The following is a 17,152-nucleotide window of genomic DNA, read 5'->3' on the forward strand; positions in this document are numbered from 1 at the left end:
CGGCGCCTCAGGCGCCGCTCAGCAGCCCGATGATGCCGATAAGCGCGAGCAAACACACCGACATGCCTAATGCCAGGATCGCCCGCGAGGCTGGCGCTGCTCGCTCCGACTGGAGCATCGCCAATCCCTGACGATAACGGCGGCCTTGCCTTGCAAGCAAAGTCAGCGCGACGACACCGCCCATCCCCACCGACATCTGGTCACCGGCCCGCCCCGCCAGAACCAGCACCACCAGCAACGCCAACAGCGTCCTTCGCCATGCCAATTCGGTGCGCTCCGCCTGCAGGCCCGGGTCACCCATGCCAACGGGGCCAAAGCACACTGGCGATCAGCACGACCGCGGTTAAACAGCCCAATGTCAGCAGCGGTGCGAGCGCCGGCAGAGGCAGCGGCTGGCGCTGACGCAGCGCTCGCTCCACCTTCAGCCAGCGCACGCATGCACCGATGCTCACCAACTGACTCAGTAACATCAAACTGATCGCCATGACCATGCGTAGCCGAGGTTCGAAGACCTCCCCGGCGAGTGCTTCGACGGCGATCCCTCCCCCAAGCAGCGCCAGTGAGGTGCGAATCCAGGCGAGGAAGGTGCGCTCATTGGCCAGCGTGAATCGCGGATCAGGCGACTCACCTGCGCCCAACAGGGTTTCAGTCAAGGTACGGCGCTTTTGCTGCATGCCCATCAGCGCACACCGAAGCTGCGCAATGCGCCCGGTGAAAAGTATGAAAGGCTGGTCGGCAGATTGAAGACATAAGGTTTGCGCTGCTCATTGATCAAACCCGAAACGTGATAACGGCCGCTCTTCAAATCATAGGTGACCTCCATGGCATTGACTGCAGCCTCACCACCGGGGTGGTAAAAACTGTGCGCCCCGGACGTGCGCCACAACGTTCCCCGTTGATCGTAGAGGTCAGCCTCGAGAATCGCCCAGGTGTCTTCGTCGATGTAGTAATGACGTTTGGCGTAGATGTGTTGGGCACCGGGTTTGAGGGTCGCCACGACCTCCCACACCCGGTGCAATTCGTAGCGGGTAGGTACGGGGTCGACATGCCCTGGGCGAATCAGCTCGCTGTAGCGCAGGTGGGGTGAAGCCAGGCGATAGCTGTTATAGGGAACGTGCAGCAACTTCTTGCCTGCCAGATGCCAGTCGTAACGATCCGGCGCACCGTTGAACATGTCACGACTGTCGGCCGTGCGCAGGCCCGCCGTCCCGGGTCCGGTGGTGTCATAGTCGATACCCGGAGCACGCCTGACCCGTCGCTGGCTGGAACTGTAGACCCAGGACAGTCGCGGCTCGGCGACCTGGTCGAGCGTTTCATGCACCACCATTGCATCTCCGGCAAGCCGCGACGGCGCGGTCATGCGGTAAGTGAAGTAGTAAAGGATATTGTCGGCCCCTGCGTCCGGCAGCCCGTCCGGGCGGGCGAATTCCTGACGTGCGCTCATCAGGGTGAAGCGTCCGTTGCCCAACGGCGTCACGCTGTCCGAGACAAGGCTGTAACTGGCGTTGCGGTTGCGCGTCAGATGATTCCAGATGACCTCCAGGCCATTGCGCGGAACAGGGAAAGCGATCGCCCCGGCAAAGCCGTGCAGGCCATTGCCCTGATCCGCCAGTTGCGCGAACTCAGCATTGCGAGCGGCCGATGCGGCAAGCGGCGCAGGGACGGCGACACTGCGATGGGTGGGATAGACCGGCAGTTTCATCGTCTCGGGAAACTTCTTGAGCAAAGCGATCTGCCCGGCCGACAGTTGATCCTCATACTGCTTGTAATTGCGCGCAGTGATTTCGTACAGCGGTCGCTCGTCGGCGAAGGGGTCGATCGGCGTGCCGTTACTTTCCAAGCGTTGCTGTGCTGCCGTCAGACCACCCTGCCAGGCCGGGATTCGACCGTCAGGGGAAGCACTTCGCTGGGCACCGATGGGCGTCAGGTCAGGGGGTAACTCGCCTGTGGCCAGCGCTGACGTTATCCATGACATTCCCAGCAACAGACAGCAGGAAACGGGGGCCATCGACGACCGAAAAAAACCTCGGGTACGGGTTGTCATCACTCTTAACCTCTTATTGTGTTTATCAGAGAGTGAACAAATGCATGCCCCACCTATTGCGCTTCAAACGCATGACGGGGCAGGTGGAAGGGTCAATCTTTATGGGGGTTCCGATAGCCTCTTGTTGAGTATCAATGGATACTAAGTAGGGCCTTGGGCCCCGACAAATAGCGTCTTCAGATAGTTGCCATATCAGTTCGGCATAGCCAGAGATTTGCCCATGACCTTGAAACAGCTGCGTTACTTGATCGCCATTGCAGAAGCGGGAAGCTTCTCCAATGCCGCACGCCGGGCGTTCATCGCCCAGCCTGCCCTGAGCCGCCAGATCGGTTTACTGGAAAGCGAACTGGACATGCAGTTATTGGCCCGCCAGCACGACGGCATCGAATTGACCGATGCCGGCCGACAGTTGTACGAAGTGGCTCGATCGGTGATTCAGAAGCTCGACTCGGTGAAGGACGAACTCAAATCGAGCCAGGGCAATCCGATGGGTCATGTGTCTATTTCCATACCCGCGACAGCGTCGGCTCTGCTGCTGCCCACCATCATCACGCAGGCACAGGCCAAGTTTCCGGGAATCAAGCTAACGATTTGGGATGGCCTGAGTCGCGAAGGCGGCCAGGCGATCGAACTGGGCAAAGTGGATTTCGGGGTCGTGCCAAACGCTGAAGAGCTGGAACATGTCATTGCCGAACCGGTGTTCACCGAAGACCTGTATTGGGTAGGTACACCTGCGCAGGAGGCTGACAACTCGCCCATTACTCTGGCTGAAGCCGCGGCGACCCGACTGGTAATGCCGCCGCGCGCCCTGCACCTGCGCCGGCGTATCGAGCAAGCGGCGATGGAAACCGGGGTGACGCTCGATTCAAGCTATGAACAGCAGTCAGCGCCCGGCATCAGCAGCCTGGTGCGCGCCGGGTTGGCGGCGACCATCAGCAATTGGCCGCCGCTGACGGAACTGCTGGAACCGATATCGGCCCGGCTGATCGTGGAACCACGGATTACCCGAACCATTTCCCTGGCCTATTCGCAGCATAAGCCGCTGTCGTTTGCGGCAACGTGCATGCGTGATCTGGTGCGCGGTCTACTCATCGAGGCTGTGGTCGACGCCCGCTGGAAAGGCAGCTTGATCGAGCGCACGCCCGAGGAAGACTTGAGCCAGGTCCATCGCTGAGGGCGCTGCGCCTCAATGGCGCAGCGCCCGGCGGTGTCAACTGACCCGCGGCGCTGCGACACCGACAACCTGATGCAGCCGCTCCCGGGTTTTCTGAGGATCCATCCGGAACAACCCGATCAGCCCCGCGACCACCAACACCGCGCCGCAGACCAGGAACCCCTCCCCGTAGCCGGCCGGGTGCTCGGCGCCCGCGCCCTGCACCAAAATCCCGGTGACCACAGGCGCCGACAAACCGGCCAGCGAAGCGATGCCGTTGCCAATCGCCAGGATGCCTGCGCGTTGGCTGCCGGGCGTGAACTCGGCGAGCATGGCCGGCCCCACCGAATACATCACCAGTGCCAGGCCGCCGCTGAATGTCAGGCAGACGATCCGCTCGATGCTCGACAGCCCCGGCAGGAAAAGCGCGGCGCTCAGAAGACCACTGGCAATCAGACAGATCGAAACGAACGCACCTCGTGACCAGCGCGTCGCCATGCCGCCGCGCATCATGCGCTGCGATAACCAGGCCATGAACAGGCTCAGCGGCGTGGTGACAACTACGAACAGCACAAACACCCGGCCGGTCATGATCGGATCGATACCCAGGCCATTCTCCAGATAGCTCGGCACCCAGGTCAGCGTCAGCGCCAACGACCAATTGGCAGCGAAATGACAGAGGTAATTGCTCAGTACCGTGCTGTCCGTGAGCAATCTTTTATAAGGCACGCGCTCCTCGTCCTGCGCAAGCTGGCCGGGGCGAATGCGATCGAGCGTGCCTTCACGTCCCAGCAACCACCACAACACGCACCAGACCGCACCGATTGCAGCGAGGACGATGAAGTTCATGCGCCATCCGTAATGCACGCTGATCCACGGGATCATCGCACCGGCGACCAGCAAACCAAAGGCACTGCCGGTATGCAGCAGTGCGACCGGCAGGTTGCGACGGTCGTTGGGAAACCATTTGTACAAGGCGTGGGTGGCTACCGGCGACGCCGGCCCTTCGCCGATGCCCAGCAGCACACGACAGGCGACGATTGCCCACAAGGAGGTGACAAACAGCATCGGCAGTTGAATGAGCGCCCAGAACGCGCCCATGCCCAACAGCAGGGTACGCGTGGGGCGGCGATTGGCGACGAAGCCGCCGATCACTGCGGAAATCGCGAAGAACCAGTGCAGTGCGCCACCTACCAGACCGAACTCGGTCGGTGACAGGCCAAGCTCCTTGGACATCGGCACTGCAACCAGGCCAATGACGACCTTGTCGAGGAAGTTGACCAGCATCAGCAGTGCCAGCAGTACCGCAACCATCCAGGCCGTGCCCAGACGTGCGGGGGTTTGAGTGTGGGTCATGATTGTCTCTCGTTATTGTTCTTGTCAGAGCGTCCGGCCAGGTGCGGCCGGACGTGCGGCGGGCACTGCTAGCCAGGCATCAGAACGCCCTTGGCAATGGTGTTACGCTGAATTTCACTGGTGCCGGTGAGGATGCGCATCATACGGGTCGCGCGGAAAATCCACTCAACCGGATTGCCGCGCAGCAGCCCCGCTCCGCCGTGAATCTGCACCGCGCGGTCGGCGATACGGAAAGCCGTCTCGGACACGAATAGCTTGCACATGGGTGCCTGAGTACGGATATCCCCACCGGCATCATTCACCGCGGCTGTCGCATAGACCATGCTGCGCGCAGCATGCAACTCGGTCGCCATGTCGGCAATCATGTGGTTGATCGACTGGAACATTGCGATCGGCTGGCCGAACTGCTTGCGCGTTCGGGCGTAGTCGATCGACAGGTTCAGCGCCAAGCCTGCCAGGCCCAGCAAAGTCGGGCAATGCAGCAAGCGATTAAGGGTGATCCGCCCCATCGCCAGCTTGAATCCCTGCCCCTCCTCGCCAATGCGGTTGGCCACGGGCACCCGTACTTCGTCCAGGAAGATATCGCCATGGGCGCCACCGCCGGACATCACCGCATAGTCGCTCTCTATGCGCACGCCTGGCGCCTTCAGATCGATGAAGAACGCCGAAATCCCCTGGGCGCCACCGCCTGGTCCGGTAACGGCGAGCAGCACCGCGATATCGGCATAGGGCGCACCCGAGATGAAACGCTTGCTACCGTTGAGCACATATTCTTCACCGTCACGGCGTGCAATCGTCTTGATCGCCGTTGCATCGGAGCCGGCTTCACTCTCGGTCAGCGCGAAGCACACGGCCTTCTCGGCACGGCACACCGGCTGCAGGAAAGACTCGATCTGCCAAGGGCTGGCGACCTTGAACAGATGCCCGATGCGCGGCGGACCGGACAGTTCGCCAAGGATGTGCGGAGCCAGCATGGAACCGCTCAGTACCGTGGCCTCCTTCACTGCACACAGGTCTGAAACGTTCAGCCCGGCGCCCCCGATGGCCTCGGGCAGCATGATGTTGTAAAAACCCTGGTCGCAGGAGCGCTGCCAGACCTCTTGCAGCACGTCGCGAGGATGCGGCTTGGCCCAACTCAGGCCTGCGCGCTGTTCAAGGGGCAGAACTTCGTCGCGAATGAAGCCACCGATGGCCTCGATGATTTGGCTGGCTTTTTCACTTGGCTGATACATGGTGATCTCCTCCTCAGATGCGGCGGTCGCAGTTTTGCCAGTAGGCATCGCGAATAAGACGGCGAACCACTTTGCCGTTGGGGTTCTTCGGTAGTTCGCTGACAAAATCCACAGCACGGGGTTTCTTGAACCCGGCCAGGTTTCGCGCGCAGTGTTCGATAACCTCGAGCTCACTGAGTGCGGTGCCCGGCTTGAGTACGATGACGGCTCGCACCGATTCGCCCCACTGCTCGTCCGGCACGCCGACGACCGCCGCCTCGAAGACTTGAGGCAAGTTGTAGAGCACCTGTTCGACTTCCGTCGGATAAATGTTGAAGCCCCCGGAAATGATCATTTCCTTCTTGCGGTCGACGATGAACACATAACCCTGATCATCCACCGTCGCCAGGTCGCCACTGAGGTAGTAACCATCGCGCATGACCTCGGCGGTGAGCTCTGGCGCGCGCCAGTAGCCCTGCATGATGTCCGGTCCCTTGACCACGATCTCGCCGATTTCGCCCGGCTTCACATCCTGGAAGTCCTCGTTGACCACCCGCAAGTCGGTCTCGAAGTAACAGCGCCCGCAGGAGGCGAGGCGTCGGTAGTCGCCGTTTTCGCACAGGTGGTCCTGCTCGGTCAGTACCGTGACCAGCGAACAGGTTTCGCCGGCACCATAACCTTGTGCCAGGATCGGCCCGAACACTTCGATGGCGCGCTTGACCAGAGAAGGTGCCATCGGTGCAGCGCCGTACATGACCAGGCTCAGGCTGCTGAGGTCGTAGCGCTCCACGCCCGGGAAATTCACTATTCGGTTGATCATCGCGGGCACTAGGAATAGCCGGGTGACGCGTTCACGCTGAATGCTTTCGAGCAGAAGTTGATCGTCGTAGCGTTCCAGCAACAGGTTGCAGGCGCCAACCGCCAGCAACGGCATCAACTGCATACCGCTGGCATGGGTGATCGGCCCGACGTGGGCCATGACATCGCCCGGCGCGGCACGCCGGGTGGGGCTGGCGATGCTCTTGCGGATCAGCGCCTTGCGATTACCGACGCTGAGCATGGCGGCCTTCAGCACACCGGAGCTGCCGGAGGTGTAATGCAACACGGCCAGGGCGTCGTCCGACGGGTCGCAACTGACCGGTTTATTGTCGCCTTGGTTCAGCAGTGCCGAGTAGGCGACATCACCGCCCTCCTCTCCCAGCGCCACGATCAGACGCAACGCGGGGACCTGAGCCCGGCGGGCAGTCAAGGCCTGGGCAAATACAGGCGTGGTGATCAGCGCGACGCTGCAAGAGTCGTTGATGATCTGGATGACCTCGTCCAGTGACAGGCGCGCATTGACGGGCACCTTCACCAGGCCGGCCTTATAGAACGCGACTTCGGCTTCGACCAGTTCAACCCGGTTCTCGGCGAGGATGGCGACGTGCTCGCCAAGGGTGATGCCCTGGCCCAGTAATGCCGAGGCAAGCTGGTTTGTACGCTGTTCAAGCTGAGCGAAGGTCACTCGCGTGTTGACATCAATGACGGCCATTCGCTCAGGCCAATACTTGGCACTTCGACTGATTATTTTTCCAAGGTTCACGTTGTTGTTCTCGTCGACAGTTAAGACCGGAACGATCCTAAACAGCGGCGCAACGGCAAACGTAATATCAGTTCTTGATGCCGGGTATAGCGGTTTTAGCTGGCTCTACTTGTCGTCTCAAGCGCCCGCGTCAGCCATGCCAAAGTGTTATGGCAACAATCCAAAGACGCTATTTGTGAGCGGATCCGCCGCCTACCTATTATCCCTCGCGACCGACAACGAACCAGCCAACGGCAGTCAATCGCCCGGATGTTCGTTCAGTTGTCCCACCCCCTCACTCTCTAATAAGCACAATAAGAGGTTAAGAGTGAACGCTATCCTTGCCCACCGGTTTCGCTCATCACTGCTACTACTGTCGTGCAGTCTTCTCGTCGCACCCGTTGATGCCATGCAATTTGAACTCGGTGAAATTGAAGGCCAATTCGATTCGGCACTGGCATTAGGTGTCGGCGTCAGCACAGCCAATCCGGACAAGCTGCAGGTGGCGGCCGCCAACGGCAATGACGGGCGGCGTAATTATCGATCCGGGGATGTGTTCTCGACGATATTCAAAGGCACCCATGACCTGGAACTCAAACTCGACAACCTGGGCATATTCGTGCGCGGAACCTACTGGTACGACACGGCGCAGCGCGATCACAACCAACGCTTCAAGAACATCGACGACAACAATCGCAAGACATCGGCAAAGACCGCAGGCTCCCAGCTGCTCGATGCATTCGCCTATTACTTCTACGACATAAACGGTGAGCCAGGCTCGGCACGCTTGGGTAAACAAGTGGTGAACTGGGGCGAGAGCATTTTTATCCAGGGCGGTTTGAACGTCGTGAACCCCTTTAACCAGGCCGCGCTGCGCCGACCAGGTTCGGAGGTCAAGGACGCGCTGGTGCCGGTCAACTTGCTGTACGTGACACAGAACATCAACGAAGCATTGTCCTTTGACGCCTTCTATCAATTGGACTGGGAACAGACGCAACTGGACAACTGCGGCTCATTCTTTTCGGGCAATGATTTCATACCCGAAGGTTGCGAGAGCCTTGACGTCGGCGGTCGGCAGGTCAACCTCTCAGCGGCAAATCGAGGCCTCGGGCCATTCGGCGTGGTCATGAACGAGGAAGGTGTACGCATCCCTCGAGCGGGTGATCAGGATGCTCGCGACAGCGGCCAGTGGGGCTTGTCGATTCGCTGGTACGTCACGCCGCTGGATGCCGAGTTCGGTGTTTACGCCGCCAACTATCACAGCCGATCGCCTTATCTGGGAACGGTCAGCAGCCCCTATTACAGCAATACCGGTTTCGCTCCCCAGCTGTGCAGCAACCTTGGGGTGTCATCGGCCGGCTGCGGCGCCTTTCTGGCTTCCAGTTCAGGCCAGTCCCTGGCAGGCGCGTTGCGCATGGGCACTTCCCAGTATCTCGCACAATACCCTGAGGATATCCGCCTGTACGGCGCGACATTTTCCACCACCCTGCGCACCGGCACGGCGCTTCAGGGCGAGCTGAGCTATCGCCCGAATATGCCCGTGCAACTCAATGGCACTGACGTGCTGCAATCGCTGCTTAACGCCAACGGTCGCAGCCCTTTGTCCGAACCCGGGCAGCGACCAACCACCGACTCAACATTGTTCAATGGCTATCGGCGCAAGGAAGTCACCCAGGCGCAGGTCTCGGCGATGCACTCTTTCGGCCAGGTCATGGGCGCCAATCAAGTGCTGCTGGTCGGTGAGATCGGCGCCACCTATGTCGGCGGCCTTGAGGGGAATAACGGACCACGCTATGGCCGCTCCGGGGCCTATAACAATGGCGAGCTGATAGACAACAACGTCTGCCTGTCGATCTCGAACAGCCCTGAATATTGCAACGATGAAGGCTTCGTCACACCGTTTTCCTGGGGGTATCGGATGCGGGCGACCTGGAGTTATTCGGGCGTGATGCAGGGGCTGGACCTGCGACCCAACCTGTCCTGGTCGCATGACGTAAAGGGTTACTCGCCAGGTGACGGCTCGGCCTTCAACGAAGGTTCGCGCTCCGTCAGCCTCGGCCTGGACGCTACGTTCATGAGCAAGTATTCGATGAGCCTGTCTTACACCGATTACATCGATGGCACCTACGGTACGCGTGGCGATCGCGACTTCGTTTCGATCGGTGTCGGTGCCACCTTCTAAGCGTAAAGGAAACCACAATGCCCAAATGTCCCACCCCGCCCGCATCTGCCAAGTCCGCAGCCAATCTCGTACTGGGGGTAGCGCTTCTGCTCAGCAGCGCAACCTGTCCGGCTCTCGCGGCAAATGCCCCGACCGATAACGGCGTCATGCAAGGTTTTCCACCTGCACTGGAGTTTCGTGTGAACAAAGTCAACGCCTTCCAACCGCCCTTCCTGCGCTGGTCAATGCGTCACGCCCGTGAAGTGTCCGCGACGCGCAACATCGGTCGTGCTGCCCACCCCCTGTCGTTGCTCGACGCTGCAACGCGCGATCTCGACCAGGTCACTTTCAAGGCCGGCGAAGAGGACCTGACACTCGCCCGTTACCTGCAAGATACCTCGACCGATGGGCTGATCGTGCTACAGCGCGGCAACGTAATCTTTGAGCGTTACCTTGAAGGATTCGAACCCGGCCAGCCACACATCTGGGCATCGATGACCAAATCGGTCACCGGCCTTTTAGCGGCACAGTTCATCGCCGAAGGCACGCTCGATCCGCAGGCGAAACTGGCCAGTTATGTCCCTGAATTGAGCGGTACGCCATTCGGCGAGGCCACGGTACAGGCCAACCTTGATATGCAGGTAGCCGTGGCATACCCCGAAGCGGTGCCACCTGACCTCGGCCTGTTCGCCGCGACCGGGTTGATCCCGCGTAACGCAACGATGCCCGGCGATATCTATGCCTTTCTGAAAATCGCGCAAATGGCCCCTGGCGAAGGCAGATTTTTTTACCAGAACGGTTCGCCCGAGGCGATGGCCTGGGCCATGCGGCGTATATCCGGAATGAATTGGGCGCAACTGGTCGAGCAACGCATCTGGTCGCGCTTCGCCGAGGAAGATGCCTATGTCCAGATCGACGAATTGGGCACCGAGATGGCCAGCGGCGGCATCAGCAGTAACCTTCGCGATACTGCGCGCTTCGCCGAACTGGTACGCCGAGAGCTGGCCCGAACGCCGAGCAGCGACAGTTTCAACCAGGCCGTGCGCAGTACTTTCCAGCCGGGTGACCCAACGATTTTCGCTCAAGGCAACCTCGCCCCAGGCCGGCCTGGCTACGCCTACCGCAACTATTGGTTTCAGCGAAATGATGGTGAAGGATCGGTGGAGGCCAGTGGACGTTTTGGACAAAAAATCTACATCAACCCGAAGCGCGAGGTCGTCATCGTAAAATTGTCCTCCACCGCCGACCAAGCCAGGCGTGCCACCAGTGCCGATGGCGAAGCAAAGGTTGCTGCCCGGGTGATCGATTCACCGGTTACGTTCAACAACATGGTCAATGCGGTATTGGCGCAGTTGAGGGACTGAAATCCGGGTATGGATGATGGGTTGGGGAGTTGCTTTTTCGGCAGGTAGCCATTGCCCGGTTGCGGGTTTAGTGATAACCAGGGCAAATGAATCCGTCACCTTTCTTCTTCCTCACCGGCGAACAAGGCGGCACCCTACGCGCCGCCATCGCCCCGCAGGGCCAATTCGGTAAGGTGACGCGCGCCATTCACAAAATCCACAGCTGTTACCACGAGCATCTGGATGTAGAAGCCTGACCCAGGAAGCGCAGATCAAAAAAATAGATCCGTCCCCTTTATTGTTAATCAGAACCAACTCGCCCTCGAAGCCGCGATCATGGAACTAACGCTTTGGGTTGAGCAGCATGGCTCAGCGGAGGTCGCCGGTAACGTGCGCGGTGCTTTGGACACAATGAAGAGTTCATCAACATGACGCTTGCGGTGCTCATGACGCGCGAATGACACCGATCGCCCGTGAGGGCAAATAGCAGGAGTTTCGCCCCCCTACCCCTGACCTCGTAGCATCGCAATATCCCTCTTAGGGGGTACACCAAACAGACGGCTGTATTCCCGGCTGAACTGAGAGGGGCTTTCATATCCGACCTTGAAGGCCGCACCGGATACATCCTGGTGCTCATTGAGCATCAATCGCCTTGCCTCATTCAGTCGCAGCCACTTTTGGTACTGCAAGGGGCTCATTGCGGTGAGTTGGCGGAAGTGGTGGTGAAAGGTCGGCGCACTCATCTGCACACGGGCCGCAAGTTCATCGACGCGAAGCGCCGAGGTGTAATTTAACTTCAGCCAATCGATGGCTTTCGCGATCCGATAACCTTGGCCATCGACCGAAGTTATTTGTCGAAGCCGGCTCGCCTGATCACTCTGCAAGAGACGGTAGTGAATCTCGCGTTGGATCAAGGGGGCGAGAACAGGGATGGACTCCGGCTCTTCGAGCAGTGCCAATAAGCGCTCGAATGAGGCCAGTATCGCAGGGGACACTGAACCAATTCCTACCCCCTTCGCAACGGATCGATCACGGGTTGGTGGCAGGTCACTTTGCGCTATCAACTCAGCCAGCATGCGCAGATCGAGTTTCAACGTCAGCCCTAAGCACGGTTGTTCCGGACTTGCCGTCAGCACTTCTGAATTGGCAGGCAAGTCCAATGAGGTAATCAGAAACCGCGATGTGTCATAAAGGTAGCCCTCGCCACCTACCCACAGCTGTTTCTCGCCCCGGGCGATGAGGATGATGCTTGGCTCAACCATGCAGACGATGGGCGGTGCTGGATGTTCGCGCCTGAAGAAGCCGAGACCTGTAATGGCCGTTCCGTAATCCCCTGGTTTCGAGATCTGCGCGGCGATGAACTGCGCAAGCCTTTCTTGTGGCGATGTCTGTTGAGGAGCGCGGTCGTATTTGATCGTCATGTTCGTCTTGTACCTCTTCACTGAACTCTAACTCGCCAGCACCTGTCCGTCCTGCCAAAAAACAGAGACTCATAGAATCAGGCAAGTAATCAAGCGGAATGCACTACAGAGAGCATTGGTAGACCGGGAAAATGTCCATCCGACAAATCCTTTGAGGTCTCTCCCATGCTTGTACAAGCCTATGGCGCTCACGCTGGCGACAAACCCCTTGAACCGTTGCAGATCAACCGCCGCGAACCGGCAGCCCATGATGTTCAGATCGATATCGCCTTCTGTGGCATCTGCCATTCGGATTTGCACCAAGTGCGCGCTGAGTGGGCAGGCACGCAATTTCCTTGTGTACCTGGGCACGAAATTGTCGGTCGCGTATCGGCGGTGGGTGCACATGTAGCGGATTTCAAAGTCGGCGATCTGGTTGGTGTCGGCTGCGTTGTCGACAGCTGCAAACACTGTGGCGACTGTGCTACCGGCCTGGAAAACTACTGCGATGAGATGGTCGGTACCTACAACTTCCCGACACCGGATGCACCTGGTTGGACGTTGGGCGGCTACTCGCAAAACATCGTGGTGCATGAGCGCTTCGTGTTACGCATTCGCCATCCCGAGGCGCAACTAGCTGCTGTCGCCCCGCTGCTGTGCGCCGGCATCACCACCTACTCGCCTCTGCGTCACTGGAACGCCGGCCCTGGCAAGAAAATAGGTGTGGTCGGCATCGGTGGTTTAGGTCACATGGGTATCAAGCTGGCCCACGCGATGGGCGCCCACGTCGTGGCTTTCACCACCTCTGAATCCAAGCGTGAGGCGGCAAAGGCGTTAGGTGCCGATGAGGTCGTCGTATCGCGCAACGCTGAAGAAATGGCTGCACATACCAAGAGTTTCGACTTCATTCTCAACACCGTCGCAGCCCCCCACGATCTCGATGCTTTTTTGGTTCTGCTCAAGCGTGATGGGGCTCTGACGCTGGTCGGTGCGCCCGCCTCTCCACACCCATCGCCGAACGTGTTCAACCTGATCATGAAGCGCCGAACGATTGCCGGTTCGATGATCGGAGGCATCCCGGAAACACAGGAGATGCTGGATTTCTGCGCCGAGCACAGCATCGTCGCCGACATCGAACTGGTTCGAGCAGACCAAATAAATGAATCCTACGAGCGAATGCTCAAGGGTGACGTCAAGTATCGCTTCGTGATCGACAACTCCACATTGGTTGATTGAGCGCCTGAGTTTCAAGAACGCAAATGGACACACTCCAAAAGTAAGGAATATCGAATGAGCAGACTTTCTCTTGCCCTGGGGCTACTTATCGCCTCTTTCTCATCAATGGGGGCTGATATGTCTAACGGTGCTGACAACTTCTACAAAAGCGAAAAGGTAATCGCAGAAAAGGTTACCTTCAAAAACCAGTATCAGATGAACGTTGTAGGGAAGCTCTACATTCCTAAAGGGGTGGATCCCAAGATCAAGAACCCCGCGATCATCGTAGGGCACCCAATGGGCGCGGTGAAGGAGCAGAGCTCCAACCTGTATGCCCAGAAGCTCGCCGAGCAAGGTTTCGTGACATTGGCGATTGATCTTTCGTTCTGGGGTGAAAGCGAGGGGCGGCCCCGTCAAGCTGTGTCACCAGACATCTACGCTGAGGACTTCAGCGCGGCGGTGGACTTCTTGGGCACACGTCCTTTTATTAACCGTGAGCGTATCGGCATCATCGGTATTTGTGGCAGCGGTGCCTTCGTCATCAGCGCGGCCAAGATCGACCCTCGACTGAAGGCAATTGCTACGGTCAGCATGTACAACCACGGCGACCTCTATCGTAAAGGTTTGGATAATTCGACGACCCCAGAGCAGAAACGCATGGCACTCACCGAAGCGGCAGAACAACGCTATGTGGAATTCACTGACGGCGCTACCAAGTACACCGCCGGTGCCCCGTTGAAGCTGACAGGCGATGCGATAGGCGATGAGTTTTTTGATTTCTATCGCACACCTCGCGGCGAAGTAACCCCTGCCGGTGCAACGCCGCAGACTTCCACCATGCCGACGCTGACCACCAATGCGAAGTTCTACAATTTCTACCCGTTCGAAGACATCGAGACCATTTCGCCACGTCCGCTTCTGTTTATCACCGGCTCCGAGGCTCACTCCCGTGAATACAGTGAAGATGCCTACAAGCGTGCAGCGGAGCCTAAAGAACTGTTCATCATCCCTGGCGCCAATCACGTCGATCTCTACGACCGGGTCAACCTCATTCCATTCGCCAAGTTGACCACCTTCTTCAAAAGCAACCTGAAGTAGCCTGATCGGTGCCCTGGCCGGGCATCGCCTCTCTCGTAGCCTCGTCTTCGGGGCAACGACGCTTCGCGCAATACAGGATTCAAACAATGACTGATCACTCCCTCCCAGTGCCCCATAAATCATGGGGCGCCGTATTCGCCATGTCTCTTGCCGCCTTCGTGCTAGTGGCATCGGAGTTCATGCCCGTCAGCCTGCTTACACCGATTGCCTTAGATCTGCACATCACCGAGGGGCAAGCCGGCCAAGGAATCTCCGTATCGGGACTGTTTGCCTTGTTCACCAGTCTTCTGATCGCGTCGGTGGCTGCGCGGGTCGACCGCAAACCGCTGCTCATTTCGCTGACACTGCTTATGATCCTTTCTGGGACAGTTGTCGCGTTCGCCCCGAACTACTGGGTGTTCATGATCGGGCGCGCGCTGATCGGTGTTGCGATAGGTGGCTTCTGGTCATTGTCGGCGGCAACCGCCATGCGCTTGGTGCCTGATGACCAGATCACTCGTGCCATGGCAATCGTCAACGGCGGCAACGCTTTGGCGACTGTGATAGCAGCACCATTGGGCAGTTTTCTCGGCGCCTTGATTGGCTGGCGCGGTGCATTTTTGTGCGTCATCCCAGTCGCGATAGTCGCCTGTGTCTGGCTGTTGTTAAGCCTTCCGGCAATGAAATCGCACAGCGATTCAGGCGCTGGCAACGTCTTCAGGTTGATGAAAAACGTACCGGTCGCGTTAGGTATGGTGGCGGTCAGTGTGTTTTTCATGGGCCAGTTCATGCTGTTTACCTATTTGCGCCCATTCCTTGAAACGGTCACTCATGTCAGTGTCTCCATGCTGTCGCTGATGTTGCTCGTGCTGGGTCTGGCGGGCCTTGCCGGAACCTTCCTGATTGAAGCGTTCTTGAAAAATAACCTGCATCGAACCCTCATCGTCATCCCGATCTTGATGGCGATGATTGCACTGGCGCTTGTTTCATTGGGTAGCTCGGCGACCACCACGACCGTCTTGCTTGGCGCATGGGGACTGGTTGCGACTGCAGCGCCCGTGGGATGGTGGACATGGCTGGCGAGAACGCTGCCAGACTCAGCTGAAGCGGGAGGCGGATTAATGGTGGCGATCATCCAACTGGCAATCGCCTCTGGGGCAACCGTTGGCGGGCTGGTCTTTGACTTTAGCGGCTATCGAGCGACCTTCGAGTTGAGCGCAGCCTTGCTGGGCGTGGCAGCCGTTCTTGCCTTCCTGGCTGCACGCGCAGCAACGCGGGAGTCTTCTGCATTGGCGAACATTGCTTGAAAACAACCACAAGACACGCCAACGCATGTCTTGTGGTTTCGGTTGAGCATACGCTCGGAGGTTGGACGTGACTGTCAGCGTGCGCTGTCGATGATTTGATCTTCATCCGGAGTAAGGCTGTAACCCGTACATCAGCCTTGCATAATCGAGCTCCACGCAGCCTTCGCAAGAAAATCGCGGTACGCTTTCGGACTTTTTTTGACCCTCCCGGAAAGCCAGGCACGTGAATAGCTTTCCGTCGATCCGATGATGAGAGACGGTATAAGCTCTGTGGGAAGGTGACTGAACTGCTCTTTTCGGCCCTCGATACTCATCCAGTCCAGCAGTTGCTTGTTGCGTTGTTTATTGCGTTCGAGCAATTCGTCTTTGAAAGGCCCGCTTGAAACCGCATAGCGACTTTGGAACATAAAGCGAGCCCAATCCGGTTGCTCATCCACCCATTCAACGTAGCTATAAATCAGTGCCGCGACACCAGTTTGAGCCGTCTGCGCGTCTTTTAAAAAGCTATCCCGGAGCGCTGCTTGATCTTCTAAAGCAGCGAAAAAAAGAGCTGCCACTAGACCTTCTTTATTGCCGAAGTGATGGTAGATAGCCCCCACGCTCGTTTCGCATTGAGCCCGAATTGTCTCAATGTTTGTGGCCTCGATTCCTACCTCGTTAAAGCAAGCAAGCGCTTGACGCATGATGGTGCGTTTGAGCTCACTGCGCCTTCCGGGATAGATACGCTCGATTAGATCAATGGAATGCATAAGAGAAACGCCAAATAAACTTAGTTTATAGGTTGGACGCCCCGCAGAGAAAGCGCAGCTTGACAGACTTCAGAAATACAGAATATTGTTCCGTTACAGAATTTTATTCTGCAACCTGACCAATGAGGTATCTCATGAGCCAAGCTCTAAGCATGTTCAATAGCGTAGGCCCTGCCGCGTTCAGCAATATGGCCTGCCAGATGGCGCCTTACTTCAGCACGATCGCCCCTGAAATTTCTGAGCTAAGCCCAGGCCATGCAGTCGTCAGCGTGCCGTTTCGCAAGGAAATCACCAACCATCTGGCGTCTGTGCACGCGATTGCCCTGTGCAACGCAGCCGAGCTAGCGGGCGGAATGATGACTGACGCTTCGATTCCTTCAGGCGCCAAATGGATTCCGAAAGGAATGACTGTTGAATATCTGGCAAAAGCAAAATCTAGCATTCGCGCGGTTGCTGATGGCAGTGGTATTGATTGGGAAACCGCCGGCGACAAGTTCGTCCCGGTTGATATCTTCGACGAGGGCGGCGTGAAGGTTTTCACTGCCACAATCACGATGAATGTAAAAATCGTCTAA

15 protein-coding genes and 1 pseudogene are annotated in these 17,152 nt (G+C 58.2%); 8 read left to right on the plus strand and 8 right to left on the minus strand.

Annotated elements, in window-relative coordinates:
• Window positions 1–7: 7 nt before the first annotated feature.
• From D8U69_RS00775 to D8U69_RS00785, 3 genes are read right to left on the minus strand one after another with little or no spacing between them, the layout of a single operon-like run.
• Window positions 8–301 carry a DUF202 domain-containing protein gene (locus D8U69_RS00775; RefSeq protein WP_130906465.1) on the minus strand — a complete coding sequence of 98 codons (294 nt, stop codon included), beginning with the start codon at window positions 299–301 and terminating at the stop codon, window positions 8–10.
• Window positions 294–680, minus strand: a complete 387-nt coding sequence (locus D8U69_RS00780; protein ID WP_130906466.1) for a DUF202 domain-containing protein — start codon at window positions 678–680, stop codon at window positions 294–296. The genes D8U69_RS00775 and D8U69_RS00780 overlap by 8 nt, the downstream gene beginning before the upstream one ends.
• Window positions 680–2,008 (minus strand): DUF1329 domain-containing protein, encoded by a 1,329-nt coding sequence (locus tag D8U69_RS00785; protein WP_130906467.1) that lies wholly within the window; start codon window positions 2,006–2,008, stop codon window positions 680–682. The genes D8U69_RS00780 and D8U69_RS00785 overlap by 1 nt, the downstream gene beginning before the upstream one ends.
• Before the next feature lie 256 nt (window positions 2,009–2,264).
• On the opposite strand from D8U69_RS00785, the gene D8U69_RS00790 reads away from it, so the two are divergent.
• Window positions 2,265–3,218: a LysR family transcriptional regulator gene (locus D8U69_RS00790; RefSeq protein WP_130905057.1), complete on the plus strand. Its 954-nt coding sequence runs from the start codon at window positions 2,265–2,267 to the stop codon at window positions 3,216–3,218.
• 36 nt (window positions 3,219–3,254) lie between these two features.
• Here D8U69_RS00790 and D8U69_RS00795 read toward each other — a convergent pair whose 3' ends face one another.
• The 3 genes from D8U69_RS00795 to D8U69_RS00805 form a co-directional block, all read right to left on the minus strand.
• Window positions 3,255–4,511 (minus strand): MFS transporter, encoded by a 1,257-nt coding sequence (locus tag D8U69_RS00795; RefSeq protein ID WP_130905131.1) that lies wholly within the window; start codon window positions 4,509–4,511, stop codon window positions 3,255–3,257.
• Between the two features lie 110 nt (window positions 4,512–4,621).
• Window positions 4,622–5,785, minus strand: coding sequence for an acyl-CoA dehydrogenase family protein (locus D8U69_RS00800; RefSeq protein ID WP_130905058.1), 1,164 nt, complete (start codon window positions 5,783–5,785; stop codon window positions 4,622–4,624).
• Between the two features lie 13 nt (window positions 5,786–5,798).
• Complete coding sequence (locus D8U69_RS00805) at window positions 5,799–7,346, minus strand: AMP-binding protein (protein WP_130906468.1); 1,548 nt, start codon at window positions 7,344–7,346, stop codon at window positions 5,799–5,801.
• Between the two features lie 136 nt (window positions 7,347–7,482).
• Here D8U69_RS00805 and D8U69_RS00810 point away from each other — a divergent pair, with 136 nt between their 5' ends.
• From D8U69_RS00810 to D8U69_RS00820, 3 genes and pseudogenes are all read left to right on the plus strand, one after another.
• The gene (locus tag D8U69_RS00810; protein WP_347238259.1) at window positions 7,483–9,507 is read left to right on the plus strand and encodes a DUF1302 domain-containing protein; all 2,025 of its coding nucleotides are present in this window, start codon (window positions 7,483–7,485) and stop codon (window positions 9,505–9,507) included.
• Window positions 9,508–9,686: 179 nt separating this feature from the next.
• Complete coding sequence (locus tag D8U69_RS00815) at window positions 9,687–10,850, plus strand: serine hydrolase (RefSeq protein ID WP_241668632.1); 1,164 nt, start codon at window positions 9,687–9,689, stop codon at window positions 10,848–10,850.
• Window positions 10,851–10,960: 110 nt separating this feature from the next.
• Window positions 10,961–11,103, plus strand: a pseudogene (locus D8U69_RS00820) (AraC family transcriptional regulator); the annotation flags it as partial.
• Window positions 11,104–11,332: 229 nt separating this feature from the next.
• Here D8U69_RS00820 and D8U69_RS00825 read toward each other — a convergent pair.
• On the minus strand, window positions 11,333–12,250 hold the full coding sequence (locus D8U69_RS00825; protein ID WP_130905062.1) for an AraC family transcriptional regulator: 918 nt from the start codon (window positions 12,248–12,250) through the stop codon (window positions 11,333–11,335).
• Window positions 12,251–12,415: 165 nt separating this feature from the next.
• Here D8U69_RS00825 and D8U69_RS00830 point away from each other — a divergent pair, with 165 nt between their 5' ends.
• The 3 genes from D8U69_RS00830 to D8U69_RS00840 all read left to right on the plus strand — a co-directional run bounded on the left by D8U69_RS00830 (window position 12,416) and on the right by D8U69_RS00840 (window position 15,828).
• Window positions 12,416–13,465 (plus strand): NAD(P)-dependent alcohol dehydrogenase, encoded by a 1,050-nt coding sequence (locus D8U69_RS00830; RefSeq protein ID WP_130906471.1) that lies wholly within the window; start codon window positions 12,416–12,418, stop codon window positions 13,463–13,465.
• Between the two features lie 54 nt (window positions 13,466–13,519).
• Entirely contained in the window at window positions 13,520–14,542 is a 1,023-nt protein-coding gene (locus tag D8U69_RS00835; protein ID WP_130906472.1) for an alpha/beta hydrolase, read from the plus strand.
• Window positions 14,543–14,628: 86 nt separating this feature from the next.
• Window positions 14,629–15,828, plus strand: coding sequence for an MFS transporter (locus tag D8U69_RS00840; protein WP_130905065.1), 1,200 nt, complete (start codon window positions 14,629–14,631; stop codon window positions 15,826–15,828).
• A gap of 131 nt (window positions 15,829–15,959) precedes the next feature.
• Here D8U69_RS00840 and D8U69_RS00845 read toward each other — a convergent pair whose 3' ends face one another.
• On the minus strand, window positions 15,960–16,577 hold the full coding sequence (locus D8U69_RS00845; RefSeq protein ID WP_130905066.1) for a TetR/AcrR family transcriptional regulator: 618 nt from the start codon (window positions 16,575–16,577) through the stop codon (window positions 15,960–15,962).
• A 134-nt stretch (window positions 16,578–16,711) separates the two neighbouring features.
• Here D8U69_RS00845 and D8U69_RS00850 point away from each other — a divergent pair, with 134 nt between their 5' ends.
• Complete coding sequence (locus tag D8U69_RS00850; RefSeq protein WP_130905067.1) at window positions 16,712–17,152, plus strand: hotdog fold domain-containing protein; 441 nt, start codon at window positions 16,712–16,714, stop codon at window positions 17,150–17,152.

Source organism: Pseudomonas sp. Sample_16, assembly GCF_004307665.1.
Lineage (GTDB): Bacteria > Pseudomonadota > Gammaproteobacteria > Pseudomonadales > Pseudomonadaceae > Aquipseudomonas.

Coding starts and splice junctions, on each gene's coding strand:
- D8U69_RS00775 (WP_130906465.1), bottom strand. CDS start 301: ATGGGTGACCCGGGCCTGCAGGCGGAGCGCACCGAATTGGCATGGCGA.
- D8U69_RS00780 (WP_130906466.1), bottom strand. CDS start 680: ATGGGCATGCAGCAAAAGCGCCGTACCTTGACTGAAACCCTGTTGGGC.
- D8U69_RS00785 (WP_130906467.1), bottom strand. CDS start 2,008: ATGGCCCCCGTTTCCTGCTGTCTGTTGCTGGGAATGTCATGGATAACG.
- D8U69_RS00790 (WP_130905057.1), top strand. CDS start 2,265: ATGACCTTGAAACAGCTGCGTTACTTGATCGCCATTGCAGAAGCGGGA.
- D8U69_RS00795 (WP_130905131.1), bottom strand. CDS start 4,511: ATGGTTGCGGTACTGCTGGCACTGCTGATGCTGGTCAACTTCCTCGAC.
- D8U69_RS00800 (WP_130905058.1), bottom strand. CDS start 5,785: ATGTATCAGCCAAGTGAAAAAGCCAGCCAAATCATCGAGGCCATCGGT.
- D8U69_RS00810 (WP_347238259.1), top strand. CDS start 7,483: ATGCCAAAGTGTTATGGCAACAATCCAAAGACGCTATTTGTGAGCGGA.
- D8U69_RS00825 (WP_130905062.1), bottom strand. CDS start 12,250: ATGACGATCAAATACGACCGCGCTCCTCAACAGACATCGCCACAAGAA.
- D8U69_RS00830 (WP_130906471.1), top strand. CDS start 12,416: ATGCTTGTACAAGCCTATGGCGCTCACGCTGGCGACAAACCCCTTGAA.
- D8U69_RS00835 (WP_130906472.1), top strand. CDS start 13,520: ATGAGCAGACTTTCTCTTGCCCTGGGGCTACTTATCGCCTCTTTCTCA.
- D8U69_RS00840 (WP_130905065.1), top strand. CDS start 14,629: ATGACTGATCACTCCCTCCCAGTGCCCCATAAATCATGGGGCGCCGTA.
- D8U69_RS00845 (WP_130905066.1), bottom strand. CDS start 16,577: ATGCATTCCATTGATCTAATCGAGCGTATCTATCCCGGAAGGCGCAGT.
- D8U69_RS00850 (WP_130905067.1), top strand. CDS start 16,712: ATGAGCCAAGCTCTAAGCATGTTCAATAGCGTAGGCCCTGCCGCGTTC.